This is a genomic window from Azospirillum sp. INR13, assembly GCF_015390205.1.
In the GTDB taxonomy this organism is placed as follows: domain Bacteria; phylum Pseudomonadota; class Alphaproteobacteria; order Azospirillales; family Azospirillaceae; genus Azospirillum.
The window spans coordinates 1-15630 of record NZ_VUOI01000025.1 but is presented as its reverse complement, the minus strand read 5'-3'; the positions used below and the strand labels follow the sequence as shown (position 1 = coordinate 15630).

Here is a 15630-nt window from a genome sequence, read left to right as displayed (position 1 = left end):
CAAAAATTCGTTAAGGTGCGAAGATTTGTGACAAGTGTCGGACGGATAACCACCCGGCGGCAAGGGCGACCTTCGGCCGAAGGCAGAGACGTCCTTCTGGTGGTTGACTCTCCAAGCCGGCTTCTCTATGGTCCGCCGACCTGTCTTCCGCCAAGTCGATAGACCGGGTACCCCGGCCCAATGCCGGGTATCTCCGCCAGTCCGCGAGGTTCGCGCACTGGCGCTTTCGTGCTTGTGCGGGTGGCGGCTCTGACGCTGGACCCGGAACTGGGGAACGAGTATCGCATGTTCGAAGGCCTGACCGGACGCCTGGGCGACATCTTCGACAAGCTGCGCCGCCGTGGCGCGCTGACCGAAGAGGACGTCTCCGCAGCACTGCGCGAAGTTCGCGTGGCGTTGCTGGAGGCTGACGTCGCTCTGCCCGTCGTCAAGCAGTTCGTCGCCCAGGTGAAGGAACGCGCCGTCGGCCAGGAGGTGCTGAAGTCCGTCACCCCCGGCCAGCAGGTCATCAAGGTCGTCCACGACAACCTCGTGGAGATGCTGGGTGGAGGCGCCGACATCAACCTGAACGCCGCCGCCCCGGTGCCGATCCTGATGGTCGGCCTGCAGGGCTCGGGCAAGACCACCAGCACCGCCAAGATCGCGCTCCGCCTGAAGACGAAGGACCGCAAGAAGGTCCTGATGGCCTCGCTGGACGTCCGCCGTCCAGCCGCGCAGGAGCAGCTGAAGGTTCTGGGCGAGCAGACCGGCGTCGCCACGCTGCCCATCGTGCCGGGCCAGGACCCGGTCGCCATTGCCAAACGCGCCATCGAGACCGGCCGTCTCGAAGGCTACGACGTCGTCATGCTCGACACCGCCGGCCGCCTCGCCATCGACGAGGAACTGATGGCGGAGGTCGCGGCCGTCCGCGACGCGACCAGGCCGGCGGAAACGCTGTTGGTCGCCGATGCGATGACCGGTCAGGACGCCGTCACCGTCGCCACCAATTTCAACGACAAGGTCGGCATCACCGGCATCGTGCTGACCCGTATCGACGGCGATGCGCGCGGCGGTGCGGCCCTGTCGATGCGCCAGATCACCGGCAAGCCGATCAAGCTGCTGGGCGTCGGCGAAAAGATCGACGCGCTGGAGCCCTTCCACCCCGACCGCATCGCCGGCCGAATCCTCGGCATGGGCGACGTGGTGTCGCTGGTGGAGAAGGCCGTCGAGACCATCGACAAGGACGAGGCCGAAAAGCTCGCCCGCAAGATGGAGAAGGGCCAGGGCTTCGACCTCGACGACATGGCGATGCAGCTGAAGCAGCTCCGCAAGATGGGCGGCATGTCCGGCCTGATGGGGATGCTGCCGGGCATCGGCAAGATCAAGGACCAGCTGAAGGACGCCAACGTCGACGACGGGATGATCAAGCGCCAGGAGGCGATCATCTCCTCGATGACCAAGGCGGAACGCAAGAACCCCGACATCATCAAGGCTTCGCGCCGCAAGCGCATCGCCGCCGGTTCCGGCACTTCGGTGCAGGAGGTCAACAAGCTGCTGAAGCAGTTCGAGACCATGCGCGGAATGATGAAGCAGGTGCAGAAGCTTGGGAAGAAGGGGATGCTGCGCGGCGGCCTGGGCAATCTGCTGCCGAAGGGACTCGGCGGCTTCGGCGGGAAGGGTCCCTTCGGGTGACCTGACCGCCTTTCGAAATCACCTGATACCTGTTTGACTTGAGAAGAGAAAGTTTCGACCAATGGCTCTGAAGATTCGTCTGGCTCGCGGTGGTGCGAAGAAGCGTCCGTTCTACTCGATCGTCATCGCGGACGCCCGCAGCCCGCGTGACGGCCGCTTCATCGAGAAGATCGGCACCTACAACCCGATGCTGCCGCGCGAGCACGAGCAGCGCATCATCCTGAACGCCGAGCGCGCCAAGCATTGGCTGTCGGTCGGCGCTCAGCCGACGGACCGCGTGGTGCACTTCCTGGCCAATGCCGGCCTGGTCGAGAAGCCCGCCGTCCGCGAGACCCCGAAGAAGTCGGCTCCGAAGGCCAAGGCGCAGGAGCGTCTGAAGGCCGAGGCCGCCGCCGCCGCGGCTGCCGCCGAGGGCTGACAAGGGTGAAGGTGGGCCTCTTGGCCCGCAGGGTCGAGGTCGTGACGACGTGCCGGGTGCTCCTTCGATGACCGCCAAAATCTGTGTCGGCCAGTTCGCGGGATCGCACGGCGTGCGGGGGCTGGTGAAGCTGCGCAGCTTCACTGCCGAACCCGCCGACATCATGGCCTACGGCCCGCTGTCGGACGAAGCCGGCGCCCGCCGCTTCACGGTGACGCTCCAAGGCATGGTCAAGGACAACTTCCTGGCCAAGGTCGACGGGGTGACGAGCCGGGAACAGGCGCAGGCGCTGGCCGGTGTGCGGCTCTACGTGGACCGCGGCGCCCTGCCGTCGACGGAGGACGAGGACGAGTTCTACCACGCCGACCTGATCGGCCTGCGTGCGGAACTCGCCGACGGAAGCCTCTACGGCACGGTGAAGGCGATCTACGATTTCGGAGCCGGCGACGTGCTCGAAGTCCGGACCGCCGGCGGGCCGCTGGAGATGCTTCCCTTCTCCAAGGCCTGCGTGCCGGTGGTGGATGTCCGGGGCGGACGCATCGTCGTCGATCTTCCGGCCGTGATCGAAGCCCGCGAGGGCTCCGAGGACGAGGCGGAAGAGAGGGATGAAGACGGACGCGGGAGCGAGGGGCCGTGAATCACGGCGCCGAAGGCCCGCGGGTCTGGACCGCCAAGGTTCTGACGCTGTTCCCGGAAATGTTTCCGGGGCCGCTCGGCCACTCGCTGGCCGGCAAGGCGTTGGAAAATGGAGTCTGGGCGCTGGAATCGGTGGACATTCGCTCGTTCGCGCGCGATAAACACCGCTCCGTCGACGACACCCCCTTCGGCGGAGGGGCCGGCATGGTCATGCGGCCCGACGTGCTGGACGCGGCTTTGACCGCGACGGCGGGACCTGTGGGGGCACCGGGACGCGGCCGGGCGATCTATCTGTCGCCTCGCGGACGGGTGCTGGACCAGGAACTGGTCAAGGAGCTGGCCGCCACCCCGGTGGTGACGCTGCTCTGCGGCCGGTACGAAGGGGTGGACCAGCGGGTCCTCGATGCGCACGGCCTCGAAGAGGTCAGCCTCGGGGATTTCGTGCTGTCCGGCGGGGAACTCGCCGCTCTGAGCCTGATGGATGCCGTGGTGCGCTTGCTCCCCGGCGTCATGGGCAACGTGGAGACGGCGGGGGAAGAGAGTTTCGAACGGGGGTTGCTCGAATACCCCCACTACACCCGGCCGGCGGTCTGGACCGACGGACAGGGTGTGGAGCGCGCGGTGCCGGAGGTTCTGCTCTCCGGTCACCACGGAAAGGTCAAGGCCTGGCGGCTGGCCGAGGCGGAGAAGATCACGGAGGCCCGACGGCCGGACCTGTGGTCGCTCTACCAGGCGAGCCGCCCGGCAGCAACTGTTACGAACAAGGGTCGGCGGCAGGCTCGCCGGCGCGACCCGAAACCGGAGTGACGGTCCGCCGCGAGGCGCGCCGATAGAAAAGGGGTAGTGCTATGAACCTGTTGCAGCAGCTCGAGCAGGAGCAGATCGAGAAGGCCCTCGGCGGCAAGACGATCCCGGAGTTCTCCTCGGGCGATACCGTCCGTGTGAACGTGAAGGTCGTCGAAGGCACGCGCGAGCGCGTCCAGGCCTATGAGGGCGTCGTCATCGCCCGCAAGAACGCCGGTGTGAACAGCTCCTTCACCGTTCGCAAGATCAGCTACGGCGAGGGCGTGGAGCGCGTGTTCCCGCTGTACTCCCCGCGCATCGACTCGATCGAGCTGGTCCGCAAGGGCGCCGTCCGTCGCGCCAAGCTGTACTATCTGCGCGATCTGCGCGGCAAGGCCGCCCGCATCGCCGAGCGCACCACCGGCCGCGGCATGGTCAACGGCCGCCGGGCTGCCGAGTAAGGCGCCCACCGGTTCGTTCCAGGTTCATAGGTTCGGCGCCCGGCCCTGCGGCTGGGCGCCTTCGTCCCGTCACCATCAGCAAAGCTTAAGGAGTAGGCGCCATGAAGCGCACGTTCCAGCCCTCCAAAATCGTGCGTAAGCGTCGCCATGGCTTCCGCGCCCGTATGGCCACCGTCGGCGGCCGCAAGGTCATCGCCCGTCGCCGCGCCCGCGGCCGCAAGGTTCTGAGCGCCTGATCCCCGCGATGGCGGCGCCGGACCACAAGGTCGGGCGCCTGATGCGGCGGCCGGAATTTCTGGCCGTGGCCGGGACACGGCGCAAGCACGTGGCTCCCGGCCTGATCCTCCAGGTGCGCCGGCACGACGACAAGCAGCGGCCCGCCGACGATGGCGGTCCGCCGATCCGTCTCGGACTGACGGCGAGCCGCAAGGTCGGCAACGCGGTGGTGCGCAATCGCGCCCGCCGCCGTTTGCGTGAGGCAGCGCGGCAGATACTGCCCATCCATGCCGCACCGGGCCATGACTTCGTCCTGGTCGCGCGCGGCGACACGGCCGAGCGGCCGTGGACCGATCTGCTCGGCGACCTGACGGCCGGGCTGAAACGCCTCGGCCTGTGGCGCGAGGCGGAAGGGTAGGGGGCCCGCGACGTCATGTTTCGCATCGCCGGCCTCAGCCCACTCGCGCATCTTCTCCGCGCGCTCGTCTATCTCTATCGCTGGACCTTGTCGCCCTTCGTGGGCTGGCATTGCCGTTTCCAGCCGACCTGCTCCTGCTACGCCATCGAATCGCTGGAAAAGCACGGCGCCATCCGGGGGGGATGGCTGACGTTGCGCCGGCTCGGGCGTTGCCATCCCTGGGGTGGGTCCGGCTGGGATCCCGTGCCCGATCCCCTGCCGCCGGGGGCATCGCCGCCCCATCGCTGCGGCTTGCCGGAAAAAGGGCATGCGGCGGTTGCCCAGCCCGGCGAAAACCCGTAACAAGGCCGCGCACACGCCGACCTTCTTCAAAGGCCCCACGGCAACCGGGACGCCATGACCGACCAACGCAACCTCATCATCGCGATTGCCCTGTCGATCGCCATCCTTCTGGGCTTCCAGTATTTCTACGAAAAGCCGCGGGTGGAGCAGCAGAAGCAACTCGCCGCCCAGCAGGCCGCCCAGACGGAGCAGTCGGTGCCGGTGCCGGCCCCCGGCGTGCCCGCCCAGCAGCCCCCCGCAACGGCAGAGGTCGCGAAGGACCGGCCCGCGCTGCTCGCCGAGCAGTTGGCGGCCGGCGCCCGCGTGAAGATCGACACGCCGGCCCTGCACGGCTCCGTCAACCTCGTCGGCGGCCGCATCGACGACCTGACGCTTGCCCAGTACCACGAGACCCCGGACCCCAAGAGCCCGGAGATCGTGCTGCTGGCCCCGGCCGGCACGCCCGCCGCCTATTACGCCGAATTCGGCTGGGTCCCGCAGGGCGCCGGCATTGCCGCGCCGACCGCGACGACCCGCTGGACCGCCGACGGCACCGCGCTGACCCCGGAAAAGCCGCTGACGCTGACCTGGGACAACGGCCAGGGCCTGGTGTTCGAGCGCAAGATCGCCGTCGATCCGGACTTCATGTTCACGGTGACGCAGACGGTCCGCAACACCGGCGCCAACCCGGTCACCCTGCTGCCCTACAGCCTGGTGTCGCGCACCGGCACGCCGCAGACCTCGGGCTACTACATCCTGCATGAAGGCCCGCTGGGCGTCTTCAACGGCACGCTGACCGAGCGGTCCTACGACGACCTGCGCAAGAAGGGCACCGAGCCGATCGAGACCACCGGCGGCTGGCTCGGCATCACCGACAAGTACTGGCTGGTGTCGGTCATCCCCGACCCGGCGCAGAAGGTCACCGCGCGCTTCGTCCACAGCACCGTCGCCAATGCCGACCGCTATCAGGCCGACTTCATGGGCGATCCGGTCACCGTGGCGCCCGGTGCCTCGGCCGAGACCACCGGCCGCCTGTTCGCCGGCGCCAAGCAGGTCAAGCTGCTGGACGCCTATTCCGAAAAGCTGAACATCAAGAATTTCGATCTGGCGATCGACTTCGGCTGGTTCTACTTCCTGACCAAGCCCTTCTTCTACGCGCTCGACTTCTTCGGGCAGGTGCTGGGCAACTTCGGCCTCGCCATCCTGCTGCTGACCGTCTGCGTCAAGGCCGTCTTCTTCCCGCTCGCCAACAAGTCCTACCAGGCGATGAGCAAGATGAAGGCCCTGCAGCCGAAGATGCAGGAGCTGCGCGAGAAGTTCAGCGACGATCAGGCGCGCATGAACCAGGAACTGATGGCCATGTACAAGCGCGAGAAGGTCTCGCCTGTGTCGGGCTGTCTGCCGATCCTGATCCAGATCCCGGTGTTCTTCGCGCTCTACAAGGTTCTGTTCGTGACCATCGAGATGCGGCACGCGCCCTTCTTCGGCTGGATCCACGACCTGTCCTCGCCCGATCCGACGACCATCTTCAACCTGTTCGGCCTGATCCCCTGGGATCCCCCCGCCATGCTGCATCTCGGTGCCTGGCCGCTGATCATGGGCGTCACCATGTGGCTGCAGCAGAAGATGAACCCGGCCCCGCCGGACCCGATCCAGCAGAAGGTGTTCCAGTTCCTGCCCATCGTCTTCACCTTCATGCTTGCCGGCTTCCCGGCCGGTCTGGTGATCTACTGGGCCTGGAACAACCTGCTGTCGGTCGCCCAGCAGTGGACCATCATGCGTCGCATGGGCGTGAAGGTCTGATTCCCGGATCGCAGCTCGCTCTGCCCATCGTCCGAGACCTGCCGCCGGCAAAGACCCTTGACGGGACTTTGCCGGCGGTATGTTTTTGAGCCCGTACCAACGAAAGCGCCTGCCATGACCACCCCCGACACGCCGACCCCCAACACCCCCAGCATCGTTGCCGGCTTCGACGAGGCCGCGCTGGAGGCCGGGCGGTTGCTGTTCGCCAAGGAGTGCGACTTCGTCTGGGGCGCCAACGCGCTGAACCAGCTGCCGGAGGCCGATCTGCCGGAGGTCGCCTTCGCCGGGCGGTCGAATGTGGGCAAATCGAGCCTGGTGAACGCGCTGACCGGGCGCAAGACCCTGGCCCGCACCTCCAACACGCCGGGGCGCACGCAGCAGCTCAACTTCTTCAACCTCGGCAACCGGCTGAAGCTGGTGGACATGCCCGGTTACGGCTATGCCAAGGAATCGAAGGAGAAGGTGGAGGCGTGGAACGACATGGTCCGCCGCTTCCTGCGCGGGCGGGTGACGTTGCGGCGCGCGCTGGTGCTGATCGATTCGCGCCATGGGCTGAAGCCCAACGACCATGAAATCATGGACATGCTGGACCGCACTGCGGTGCCCTATGTCGTCGTGCTGACCAAGGCGGACAAGGTGAAGCCGGCGGAGTTGGACAGGATCCGCCGCGACACCCAGGCGGGACTGAAGAAGCACCCCGCCGCCTTCCCCGACATCCACGTCACCAGTTCCGAGAAGGGCACCGGCATCGCCGAACTGCGCGCCAGCCTCGCGGCGCTCGCTCTGGCCGCCGAATAGCACGGAGAGACGGCGATGGGTGGCCTCTCTCCCGCGCTGCTGTTCCTGATGCAGGCCCTGCTGCTGATCGCCGGGCCGTTCCTGCTGTGGCGGCTCGGCGGCGGGCGCCACATCGCCCCGATGGTGGTGATCCAGATCCTGTTCGGCGTGGCGCTGGGGCCGTCGCTGCTCGGCCAACTGGTGCCGGAACTGTGGGGCGTGCTGTTCGCGCCGGCCGCCCTGGCGCCGCTGTCGGGCCTTGCGCTGATGGCCGTCGTCTTTTTCGCCTTCCTGACCGGGCTGCACCTCGACCCTGCCGATTTCCGCGGGCGGGGTGGCGCCTTCGCCACGGTGGCGCTGTCCAGCATGATCGTGCCGACGCTGATGGGCGGAGCCTTGGGCTGGTGGCTGGCCGGCGCCTTTCCCGGCATGACGGGACCGCACGCCACGCCGGGTCTGTTCGCCGCCGGCTTCGGCATCTGCGTCGGCGTCACCGCCTTGCCGGTGCTGGGTGCCATCCTGCGCGAGATGGATTTGCTGGGCGACCGGGTCGGGCGGTTGGCGTTGGGCTATGCGGCGGTGAACGATGCGCTGCTGTGGCTGCTGATCACCGCCGTGCTGGCCTGGGCGTCGGCGGATGGCCTGTCCGGTGGTGGCGGCGGCTGGGCGGTCGCCTGGGTGGGAATGCTGGGATTCGCCTATGTCGGGATGACCGTCCTGGTCGTGCGTCCGCTGCTGGACCGCCTGCTGGAGCGGGTGGCCCCCGATGGCCGGATGGGGGACACTGCGGTGGTGGTGACCTGCGCGGCACTGCTGTCCTCAGCCGCGGTGACGGAACTGATCGGGCTGCATTACATCCTGGGCGCCTTCGTCGCCGGAACCGCCATGCCGCGCCGCTACGCCGCCGCGATCCTCGACCGGCTGGAGCATTTCTCCACCCTGATCCTGCTGCCCTTCTTCTTCACGCTGACCGGGCTGAAGGTGAACCTGACGCTGGACGATCCGGCGCAGTGGACGGTCTTCGCACTTGCAACCCTGGCGACGCTCGTCGGCAAGATGGCCGGCACGACCTTGCCCGCGCGCCTGAGCGGGGAAAGTTGGCCGGACGCCCTTCGGCTGGGCACGCTGATGCCCTGCAAGGGCCTGATGGAGGTGATCGTGCTGACCGTCCTGCTGGAGGCGGGGGTGCTGTCCGGCGCCTGCTTCTCGGCCATGGTGCTGATGGCGGTGGCGGTGACCGCGCTGACCCAGCCGATGACCCGGCTGGCCGGATGGTGGGGCCCGGCCGGCAGGGCATCGGCCGCAGCCGGCCGGCACGGGGGTATGTGACCGTTAAATTGACCCCTAGGCAACCGGCCGGCCTTTCCGTTAAAGAAGCCCGACCGTCCACCCCGACAAAGGGCATCCTCCCGTGCAGACTCCCACCCGTGACGAGTGGCTCGCCAAGGCCCGTACCCTGTCCGAAGCGCTGCCCTACATGCGCCGCTATGCCGGGAGCACCTTCGTCATCAAGTACGGCGGCCACGCCATGGGCGACGCCAGCCTGGCGGAGCTGTTCGCGCGCGACATCGTCCTGCTGAAGCAGGTCGGCATCAACCCGGTGGTCGTCCACGGCGGCGGCCCGCAGATCGGCCAGATGCTGGAGCGGCTGAAGATCAAGTCCAGCTTCATCGACGGCCTGCGCGTCACCGACAAGGAGACGGTCGAGGTGGTCGAGATGGTGCTGGCCGGCTCCATCAACAAGCAGATCGTCGCCGCCATCAACGGCGCCGGCGGCCGTGCCGTCGGCCTGTCGGGCAAGGACAGCAACCTGATCACCGCCCGCCGTCTGGAGCGCGTGCAGCGCGACCCCGACAGCAACATCGAGCGGGTGCTGGACCTCGGCTTCGTCGGCGAGCCGTACAAGGTCAACCCGCAGATCCTGCATGCTTTGGCGCAGTCGGACATCATCCCGGTGATCGCACCGGTCGGCTTCGACGTCAATGGCGACACCTACAACATCAACGCCGACACGGCGGCCGGTGCGGTCGCGGCGGCGGTGAAGGCGGCGCGCTTCTTCCTGCTGACGGACGTCGCCGGCGTCCTCGACAAGGAAAAGAAGCTGATCGAGAAGATGTCGCTGGAGGATGCCCACAAGGCCATCGCCGACGGCACCGCGTCCGGCGGCATGATCCCGAAGATCGAGACCTGCATCGGCGCGGTGGAGCAGGGAGTCGACGCCGCTGTTATCCTGGATGGCCGCGTGCCGCATGCGCTGCTGCTGGAGATCTTCACCGAAGGGGGCGCCGGCACCCTGATCGGCAAGGCCTGACGCTGTTCAAGGGGGGGCGATGACCGACCTGCGCAAGGACCTGCTCCGCCAGATGAAGGCCATCCGCGACCGGATGGACCCGAAGCTGGTGGAGCGCGCCAAATTGGCGGCGTTGGGCAAGGTCCCCTACGACAGCGACTCCGCCAAGGAGGCGGTCGGCCATTTCCTGGATGCCAAGCGGGATGGCGGTGCCTTCCGCCGCAAGCTGGAACAGGCGCTGAAGGCGGAGGGGGAGACGCTGGACCTCGGCACCGAGGCGAAGTCACCCCCGCCGGTTAAACCGCCCGAGAAGCCAAGACGCGGCGGCCGGATGACGTAGGCGCTCCACCCGCCGTCTCGAACCCACGCAAGGAGCACAGCCTTGCTGCATGTCTTCGTCAATGACGGCGGTCTGCTGCGCTGGGCCAGGGAGGCCGCGGACGAGGTGGGGCCGCTGCCGGAGGCTACCGTCTGGCTGGATCTGATCAACCCGACCGCCGAGGACTTGGCGCGGGCGGAGGCGCTGATCGGCACCAGCCTGCCCACCCGCGAGCAGATGGCGGAGATCGAGGAGTCGAGCCGCCTGCGTATCGCCGGTGGTGCCCTGACCATGACCGTCACCGCCCTGGTCTGGGCCGACACCGACGAGCCGCGCATCGCCACCGTCAGCTTCGTGCTGGCCGGGCGCCGGCTGGTCACCATCCACGACATCGATCCGCAGGCACTGCTTGCCTTCCGCCGCCGCGCCACCCATGGGCAGGTGTCCGCCACCCGTGGCGAACTGGTTCTGGCGGCGCTGGTGGACGGGATGGTCGACCGCACCTCCGCCGTTCTGCGGCGGACCGGGGTGGAGCTGGACGTGCTGAACCGCCGCTTCTTCCGCGGGCGCAAGCTGCGCTCGCGCGGCGAAACGCTGGACGATGCCCAGACGCTCAAGCGCATCGGCCATGCCGGCCACCTGATCGGCAAGGCCCGCATCAGCCTGGCCAGCCTGTCGCGCATGACCGATTTCCTGGCGCGCGGCGACGGCTGGAACCCTGGCAAGGCGACGCGGCGCTGGGCCAAGACGACGCTGCAGGATCTGCGGGGGCTCGACCAGTATGCCCGTTTCCTGTCGGGAAAGGTCGCGTTGGCGCTGGACACGGCGCTGGGCCAGATCAACGTGGAGCAGAACGAGATCGTCAAGATCGTCTCGGTCCTGACGGTCCTGCTGTTTCCGCCGACCCTGGTCGCCAGCATCGGCGGCATGAACTTCGAGGAGATGCCGGGAACCGACTCGCTTTTCGGCTATCCCAGCGCCCTGGGGCTGATGCTGCTGTCGGCGCTGCTGCCGATGATCTATGTCCGTCTGAAACGTTGGATGTGACGCTGCATCCATACAGAACGGCTTGACAGTACGAACTGCTGATCGTCCGCGGTTCTTTCCTTTTGACAGGGTCCGTCCGTCCCGGCAGGATGGGCGCATTCCAGGGGGGTCCCGACAGGGGGCTGAGATACCAACGGCCGGACGGCGCCAAGCGTCTCCGGCAGCGTGGTGACCCTTCGAACCTGATCCGGGTCATACCGGCGAAGGGAGGGACCTCGTGACGGGCCGCAAAGGCCCCCGTCCGGCCGTAGCGACGCCCGCCATATCGGGAAACGGCCCGCACGAAGACACCGCACCTCCGTCCGCAGTCCCGGGTTTGTCCGCCCAACTCCGACGGAGAAACCCAATGCCTAAGGACCTCAACGAATCCGCCATCCGCATTTCGACCGGCCCGCTGCCGTCGTCGCGGAAAATCCATGTGCCGGGCACGCGTTTTCCCGACCTGCGCGTCGCCATGCGCGAGATCGCGCTGTCGGGCGGCGAGCCGCCGCTGACCGTCTTTGACGCCTCCGGACCCTACACCGACGAGGCCGTGGCGATCGACGTGCGGGCCGGTCTGGCCAAGCACCGCCGCGACTGGATCCTGGCCCGGGGCGATGTGGAGACCACCGACAGCGGCGTGCTGCGCGCCAAGGGTGGCGGGGCCGTCACGCAGATGGCCTATGCCCGCGCCGGCATCGTCACCGCGGAGATGGAATACATCGCCGTTCGCGAGAATATCGGCCGCGCTGCGGCGCTGGAATCAGTCCGAGACGGCGAGGATTTCGGAGCCGGGATTCCCGACTTCATCACCCCGGAATTCGTTCGCGACGAGGTGGCGCGCGGGCGGGCGATCATCCCCTCCAACGTCAACCACTCCGAGTCGGAGCCGATGATCATCGGCCGGAACTTCCTGACCAAGATCAACGCCAACATCGGCAACTCCGCCGTGACCTCCTCGATCGAGGAGGAGGTGGAGAAGATGGTCTGGGCGATCCGCTGGGGAGCGGACACGGTGATGGACCTGTCCACCGGTGCCGACATCCACCAGACCCGCGAATGGATCCTGCGCAACTCCCCGGTTCCCATCGGGACGGTGCCGATCTATCAGGCTCTTGAGAAGGTGAAAGGCAGGGCCGAGGACCTGACCTGGGAACTGTTCCGCGACACGTTGATCGAACAGGCGGAGCAGGGCGTCGATTACTTCACCATCCATGCCGGCCTGCGGCTGGCCCATATTCCGCTGACTGCCAAGCGGGTGACCGGCATCGTTTCGCGCGGCGGCTCGATCATCGCCAAATGGTGCCTGGCGCATCACCGCGAGAGTTTCCTCTACGATCATTTCGCCGACATCGTCGAAATCTGCCGCACGTATGACGTGGCCCTGTCGATGGGCGACGGGTTGCGGCCGGGCAGTCAGGCCGACGCCAACGATGCCGCTCAGTTCGCCGAGCTGGAGACCCTGGGCGAACTGACCAAGATCGCCTGGGCGCGTGACGTGCAGGTGATGATCGAAGGGCCGGGCCATGTGCCCATGCACAAGATCAAGCACAATGTGGAGAAGCAACTGGCTCTGTGCGGCGAGGCGCCCTTCTACACGCTGGGGCCGCTGGTGACCGACATCGCACCGGGCTACGACCACATCACCAGCGCCATCGGTGCGGCGATGATCGGCTGGTTCGGCACGGCGATGCTCTGCTACGTCACGCCGAAGGAGCATCTGGGCCTGCCCGACCGTGACGACGTGAAGGCCGGCGTCATCGCCTACAAGATTGCCGCCCATGCCGCCGACCTCGCCAAGGGCCACCCGGCGGCGCGACTGCGCGACGACGCCATGTCTCGGGCCCGATTCTCCTTCCGCTGGCGCGACCAGTTCGCCCTGTCGCTCGATCCCGAGACGGCGATGGCCTACCACGACGAGACCCTGCCGGCCGAAGGGGCCAAGACCGCGCATTTCTGTTCGATGTGCGGACCGAAATTCTGTTCGATGAAGATCACGCAGGAAATCCGCGACGCCGCGGAGTCTGGCATGGCCGAGATGTCGCAGAAGTTCCGCGAGGTCGGGCGGGGAGATTTACCAGCCGGCGGAGTGAGTGAAGTCTCGGCAGTGATGCCCCCTCCCTAACCCTCCCCTCTTCGAGGGAGAGGGGGCCGCCGCCGTACTCAGGCAAAGCTCCTACCCCCTCTCCTGCCGAAGGCGGGAGAGGGATGGGGAGTGGGCATCAACGCCCCCACTCACCCCGCATACCTGATCTCCAGCACCTCCACCTGCTCCATCCCTGCCGGGGTGCGGACATCCACCAGATCGCCTTCGCGGGCTTTCAGCAGCGCGCGGGCGATGGGGGAAATCCAGCTGACATGACCGCGGTCGGGATCGACCTCGTCGGCGCCGACTATCGTGATCGTGTTCTCGGATCCGTCCTCGCGGGCATAGGTGACGGTGGCTCCGAAGAAGACCTGTTCGCGGTTCTTCTGGTCCTGTGGATTGACCACCACCGCCGATTCCAAGCGCTTGTTCAGGAAGCGGATGCGACGGTCGATCTCGCGCAGGCGTTTCTTGCCATAGAGATAATCGCCGTTCTCCGACCGGTCGCCGTTGCCGGCGGCCCAGGAAACCACCTCCACCACCTTCGGCCGCTCCACCCGCAGCAGGTGGCGCAGTTCTTCCTGCATGCGCTGGAAGCCGGGCGGCGTCATGTAGTTCTTGAAGCCCTGCGGAAGCGGTGCCGGATCGTCGAGATCGTCGAGTTCGCTTTCGGGGGGCGTGTCGTTCTCGCGGGTGAAGGCCTTGCTCATGGTCCGACCTGTCCTGTGGCAGGGAGATAACGTCCGGGAAAAGGAAAAGGCGCCTCGCGGCGCCTTTTCCTTTTCCAGAGGTCCCAACTGGCCGTGCGGCTTACCGCTTCCACCAGCCGCGGCGCGGCTTGTCGAGGCATCGCCGTTGTCGCCGGCCGCAGCAGGAGCTGCAGCAGGTTCCGAAGCGGCTGCCGGAGCCGGTTCGGGCGCTGCCGGAGCGGCGGCGGGAGCGGCTTCGGCCGGAGCTTCGGCAGCGGCCTTGCGCTTGCGCGACGCCTTCTTGGCCGGAGGCCGTGTCGGTCGCGACCTCAGCCGGTGCTTCCGCCGCGGCGGCCTTGCGCTTGCGGCCCTTGGCCGGCGCTTCGGCGACCACAGGCGCGGCAGCGGGAGCGGCCTCCACCGGAGCCTCGGCAACGGCCTTGCGCTTGCGCGACGCCTTCTTGGCCGGTGCTTCGGCAACCGCCGGAGCGGCTTCGGCCGGTGCTTCGGCAGCGGCCTTGCGCTTGCGGGACGCCTTCTTGGCCGGCGCTTCGGCGACCGCCGGAGCGGCCTCGACCGGGGCTTCGGCGGCGGCCTTGCGCTTGCGGGATGCCTTCTTGGCCGGAGCCCTCTCGGCGGCTGCTTCGGCCGGGGCCGGAGCGGTCACCGGCGGCTCGGTCGCAGGCACCGGAACCGGAGCCTCTTCCGCGTCGTGTGCCGGAGCGCTCTCGCCGGCCAGGATCCAGTCGAGGTCGGACGCCTCGGCGGAGACTGTGCGGGCGCCTGGACAGGAGCGGCTTCGGCCGGAGCGGCAGGCGACTGGTCGGCAGCGGTCTCCTCGCCGCCCTCCAGCCCTTCCGCACCTTCGCGGCGGGACCGGCGGCGACCACCGCGCTTGCCGCGGCGACGCTTCTTGCGGCCATCGCCGTTGCGATCGCCGGCGTCGGCGCCGGTCTCCTCGTCGCCCTCGCCCTCGCCCTCGCCCTCGCCCTCGCCGTCCTCCTCATCCGAGTCGTCGTCTTCGGCCGGCTCGGAGATGGCAGCGCCGGGAATGGCCTCGGCGGCAACCGGCAGGCCGGTCTCGGCGGACTCGTCGCCCGTCTCGTCGGACTCCTCGGCGTCTTCGCCCGTACCGGCGGTGTCGCCTTCGACGCGGCCTTCCTCGCGGTCACGGCCCCGGCCACGGCGGCGGCGGCGGCGGCGGCGGGCGATCCTCGCCATTGCCATCGCCACTGGCGCCGTTGGCCTCGGCGCGCTCGCCGGCCTCCTCGGCCTGGGCGGTCTCGACGTCGACCTCCTCCTCGACCGGCTCGACGACCGGCTCGGCGGCGAGCGCACGATCGGTCTCGGCCATGACGCGGTCGGCGCTGACCAGCGGACCGTCTTCGTCGGGCAGGCGGGCCTTGTTGCGCTCCAGACGGTGGTCCGGGGCGATCAGGCCGTCGTCGGCCTGGACCATGACGTGGAAGCTGTGACGCTCCTCGATCTTGGCCAGCTCACCGCGCTTCTGGTTGAGGATGTAGAGCGCGATGGAGGTCGGGACGTAAGATGGTGATCTCCGCCGACCGCTTGCGGATGCCCTCTTCCTCGATGGCGCGCAGGACGTGCAGCGAGGCGGATTCGACCGAACGGACGACGGCCGGTGCCCGAGCAGTGCGGGCAGCGCTCGAAGTTGGTCTCCAGCAGCGACGGGCGCAGACGCTGGCGCGACAGCTC

General features: G+C 67.9%; 20 protein-coding genes and 1 riboswitch. Of the genes, 15 read left to right on the top strand and 5 right to left on the bottom strand.

Going from position 1 to position 15630, the window contains the following annotated elements; translation table 11 throughout:
* The first annotated feature begins 285 nt into the window (after window positions 1-285).
* The 15 genes from ffh to thiC all read left to right on the top strand — a co-directional run bounded on the left by ffh (window position 286) and on the right by thiC (window position 13264).
* Window positions 286-1671 carry a signal recognition particle protein gene (gene ffh, locus F1643_RS16665; protein ID WP_194914382.1) on the top strand — a complete coding sequence of 462 codons (1386 nt, stop codon included), beginning with the start codon at window positions 286-288 and terminating at the stop codon, window positions 1669-1671.
* Between the two features lie 61 nt (window positions 1672-1732).
* Window positions 1733-2089, top strand: a complete 357-nt coding sequence (gene rpsP, locus F1643_RS16660; protein ID WP_063633821.1) for a 30S ribosomal protein S16 — start codon at window positions 1733-1735, stop codon at window positions 2087-2089.
* Between the two features lie 67 nt (window positions 2090-2156).
* On the top strand, window positions 2157-2726 hold the full coding sequence (gene rimM, locus F1643_RS16655) for a ribosome maturation factor RimM (protein WP_194914354.1): 570 nt from the start codon (window positions 2157-2159) through the stop codon (window positions 2724-2726).
* Window positions 2727-2785: 59 nt separating this feature from the next.
* Entirely contained in the window at window positions 2786-3532 is a 747-nt protein-coding gene (gene trmD / locus F1643_RS16650; RefSeq protein ID WP_370540656.1) for a tRNA (guanosine(37)-N1)-methyltransferase TrmD, read from the top strand.
* Window positions 3533-3573: 41 nt separating this feature from the next.
* Window positions 3574-3969 carry a 50S ribosomal protein L19 gene (gene rplS, locus F1643_RS16645; RefSeq protein WP_109150133.1) on the top strand — a complete coding sequence of 132 codons (396 nt, stop codon included), beginning with the start codon at window positions 3574-3576 and terminating at the stop codon, window positions 3967-3969.
* Between the two features lie 101 nt (window positions 3970-4070).
* Complete coding sequence (rpmH, locus tag F1643_RS16640; protein WP_012973146.1) at window positions 4071-4205, top strand: 50S ribosomal protein L34; 135 nt, start codon at window positions 4071-4073, stop codon at window positions 4203-4205.
* An 8-nt stretch (window positions 4206-4213) separates the two neighbouring features.
* Complete coding sequence (gene rnpA, locus F1643_RS16635; protein ID WP_194914352.1) at window positions 4214-4603, top strand: ribonuclease P protein component; 390 nt, start codon at window positions 4214-4216, stop codon at window positions 4601-4603.
* Between the two features lie 15 nt (window positions 4604-4618).
* Window positions 4619-4945 carry a membrane protein insertion efficiency factor YidD gene (gene yidD, locus F1643_RS16630; protein ID WP_149225550.1) on the top strand — a complete coding sequence of 109 codons (327 nt, stop codon included), beginning with the start codon at window positions 4619-4621 and terminating at the stop codon, window positions 4943-4945.
* A gap of 54 nt (window positions 4946-4999) precedes the next feature.
* On the top strand, window positions 5000-6727 hold the full coding sequence (yidC, locus tag F1643_RS16625; RefSeq protein ID WP_194914351.1) for a membrane protein insertase YidC: 1728 nt from the start codon (window positions 5000-5002) through the stop codon (window positions 6725-6727).
* Between the two features lie 114 nt (window positions 6728-6841).
* Window positions 6842-7525, top strand: a complete 684-nt coding sequence (gene yihA, locus F1643_RS16620) for a ribosome biogenesis GTP-binding protein YihA/YsxC (RefSeq protein WP_194914349.1) — start codon at window positions 6842-6844, stop codon at window positions 7523-7525.
* A 15-nt stretch (window positions 7526-7540) separates the two neighbouring features.
* Window positions 7541-8833, top strand: coding sequence for a cation:proton antiporter (locus F1643_RS16615; protein WP_194914347.1), 1293 nt, complete (start codon window positions 7541-7543; stop codon window positions 8831-8833).
* An 82-nt stretch (window positions 8834-8915) separates the two neighbouring features.
* Complete coding sequence (argB, locus tag F1643_RS16610) at window positions 8916-9815, top strand: acetylglutamate kinase (RefSeq protein WP_194914345.1); 900 nt, start codon at window positions 8916-8918, stop codon at window positions 9813-9815.
* A gap of 19 nt (window positions 9816-9834) precedes the next feature.
* Window positions 9835-10134 (top strand): hypothetical protein, encoded by a 300-nt coding sequence (locus F1643_RS16605; protein ID WP_194914343.1) that lies wholly within the window; start codon window positions 9835-9837, stop codon window positions 10132-10134.
* A 42-nt stretch (window positions 10135-10176) separates the two neighbouring features.
* On the top strand, window positions 10177-11160 hold the full coding sequence (locus tag F1643_RS16600) for a magnesium transporter CorA family protein (protein WP_194914341.1): 984 nt from the start codon (window positions 10177-10179) through the stop codon (window positions 11158-11160).
* Window positions 11161-11252: 92 nt separating this feature from the next.
* Window positions 11253-11386: riboswitch (TPP riboswitch) on the top strand.
* A 120-nt stretch (window positions 11387-11506) separates the two neighbouring features.
* Window positions 11507-13264 carry a phosphomethylpyrimidine synthase ThiC gene (thiC, locus tag F1643_RS16595; RefSeq protein WP_194914339.1) on the top strand — a complete coding sequence of 586 codons (1758 nt, stop codon included), beginning with the start codon at window positions 11507-11509 and terminating at the stop codon, window positions 13262-13264.
* A gap of 110 nt (window positions 13265-13374) precedes the next feature.
* Here the strand turns inward: thiC and greB are convergent, their stop codons facing one another.
* From greB to F1643_RS25000, 5 genes are all read right to left on the bottom strand, one after another.
* Window positions 13375-13935, bottom strand: coding sequence for a transcription elongation factor GreB (gene greB / locus F1643_RS16590; RefSeq protein WP_194914338.1), 561 nt, complete (start codon window positions 13933-13935; stop codon window positions 13375-13377).
* Window positions 13936-14035: 100 nt separating this feature from the next.
* Window positions 14036-14581 carry a hypothetical protein gene (locus tag F1643_RS23600; protein WP_194914337.1) on the bottom strand — a complete coding sequence of 182 codons (546 nt, stop codon included), beginning with the start codon at window positions 14579-14581 and terminating at the stop codon, window positions 14036-14038.
* Window positions 14578-15135, bottom strand: a complete 558-nt coding sequence (locus F1643_RS23595) for a hypothetical protein (RefSeq protein WP_194914336.1) — start codon at window positions 15133-15135, stop codon at window positions 14578-14580. The genes F1643_RS23600 and F1643_RS23595 overlap by 4 nt, the downstream gene beginning before the upstream one ends.
* Window positions 15083-15400 carry a hypothetical protein gene (locus F1643_RS25005; protein WP_370540655.1) on the bottom strand — a complete coding sequence of 106 codons (318 nt, stop codon included), beginning with the start codon at window positions 15398-15400 and terminating at the stop codon, window positions 15083-15085. The genes F1643_RS23595 and F1643_RS25005 overlap by 53 nt, the downstream gene beginning before the upstream one ends.
* Before the next feature lie 10 nt (window positions 15401-15410).
* The gene (locus tag F1643_RS25000) at window positions 15411-15515 is read right to left on the bottom strand and encodes a hypothetical protein (RefSeq protein ID WP_370540654.1); all 105 of its coding nucleotides are present in this window, start codon (window positions 15513-15515) and stop codon (window positions 15411-15413) included.
* Between the last annotated feature and the right edge of the window lie 115 nt (window positions 15516-15630).

Bases quoted from the DNA above. Each gene is read 5' to 3' on its own strand.
- rnpA (WP_194914352.1), top strand. From the start codon at position 4,214: ATGGCGGCGCCGGACCACAAGGTCGGGCGCCTGATGCGGCGGCCGGAA.
- rpsP (WP_063633821.1), top strand. From the start codon at position 1,733: ATGGCTCTGAAGATTCGTCTGGCTCGCGGTGGTGCGAAGAAGCGTCCG.
- F1643_RS16615 (WP_194914347.1), top strand. From the start codon at position 7,541: ATGGGTGGCCTCTCTCCCGCGCTGCTGTTCCTGATGCAGGCCCTGCTG.
- rimM (WP_194914354.1), top strand. From the start codon at position 2,157: ATGACCGCCAAAATCTGTGTCGGCCAGTTCGCGGGATCGCACGGCGTG.
- rplS (WP_109150133.1), top strand. From the start codon at position 3,574: ATGAACCTGTTGCAGCAGCTCGAGCAGGAGCAGATCGAGAAGGCCCTC.
- yihA (WP_194914349.1), top strand. From the start codon at position 6,842: ATGACCACCCCCGACACGCCGACCCCCAACACCCCCAGCATCGTTGCC.
- yidC (WP_194914351.1), top strand. From the start codon at position 5,000: ATGACCGACCAACGCAACCTCATCATCGCGATTGCCCTGTCGATCGCC.
- thiC (WP_194914339.1), top strand. From the start codon at position 11,507: ATGCCTAAGGACCTCAACGAATCCGCCATCCGCATTTCGACCGGCCCG.
- yidD (WP_149225550.1), top strand. From the start codon at position 4,619: ATGTTTCGCATCGCCGGCCTCAGCCCACTCGCGCATCTTCTCCGCGCG.
- trmD (WP_370540656.1), top strand. From the start codon at position 2,786: ATGTTTCCGGGGCCGCTCGGCCACTCGCTGGCCGGCAAGGCGTTGGAA.
- F1643_RS23595 (WP_194914336.1), bottom strand. From the start codon at position 15,135: ATGGCGAGGATCGCCCGCCGCCGCCGCCGCCGCCGCCGTGGCCGGGGC.
- ffh (WP_194914382.1), top strand. From the start codon at position 286: ATGTTCGAAGGCCTGACCGGACGCCTGGGCGACATCTTCGACAAGCTG.
- rpmH (WP_012973146.1), top strand. From the start codon at position 4,071: ATGAAGCGCACGTTCCAGCCCTCCAAAATCGTGCGTAAGCGTCGCCAT.
- greB (WP_194914338.1), bottom strand. From the start codon at position 13,935: ATGAGCAAGGCCTTCACCCGCGAGAACGACACGCCCCCCGAAAGCGAA.
- F1643_RS16605 (WP_194914343.1), top strand. From the start codon at position 9,835: ATGACCGACCTGCGCAAGGACCTGCTCCGCCAGATGAAGGCCATCCGC.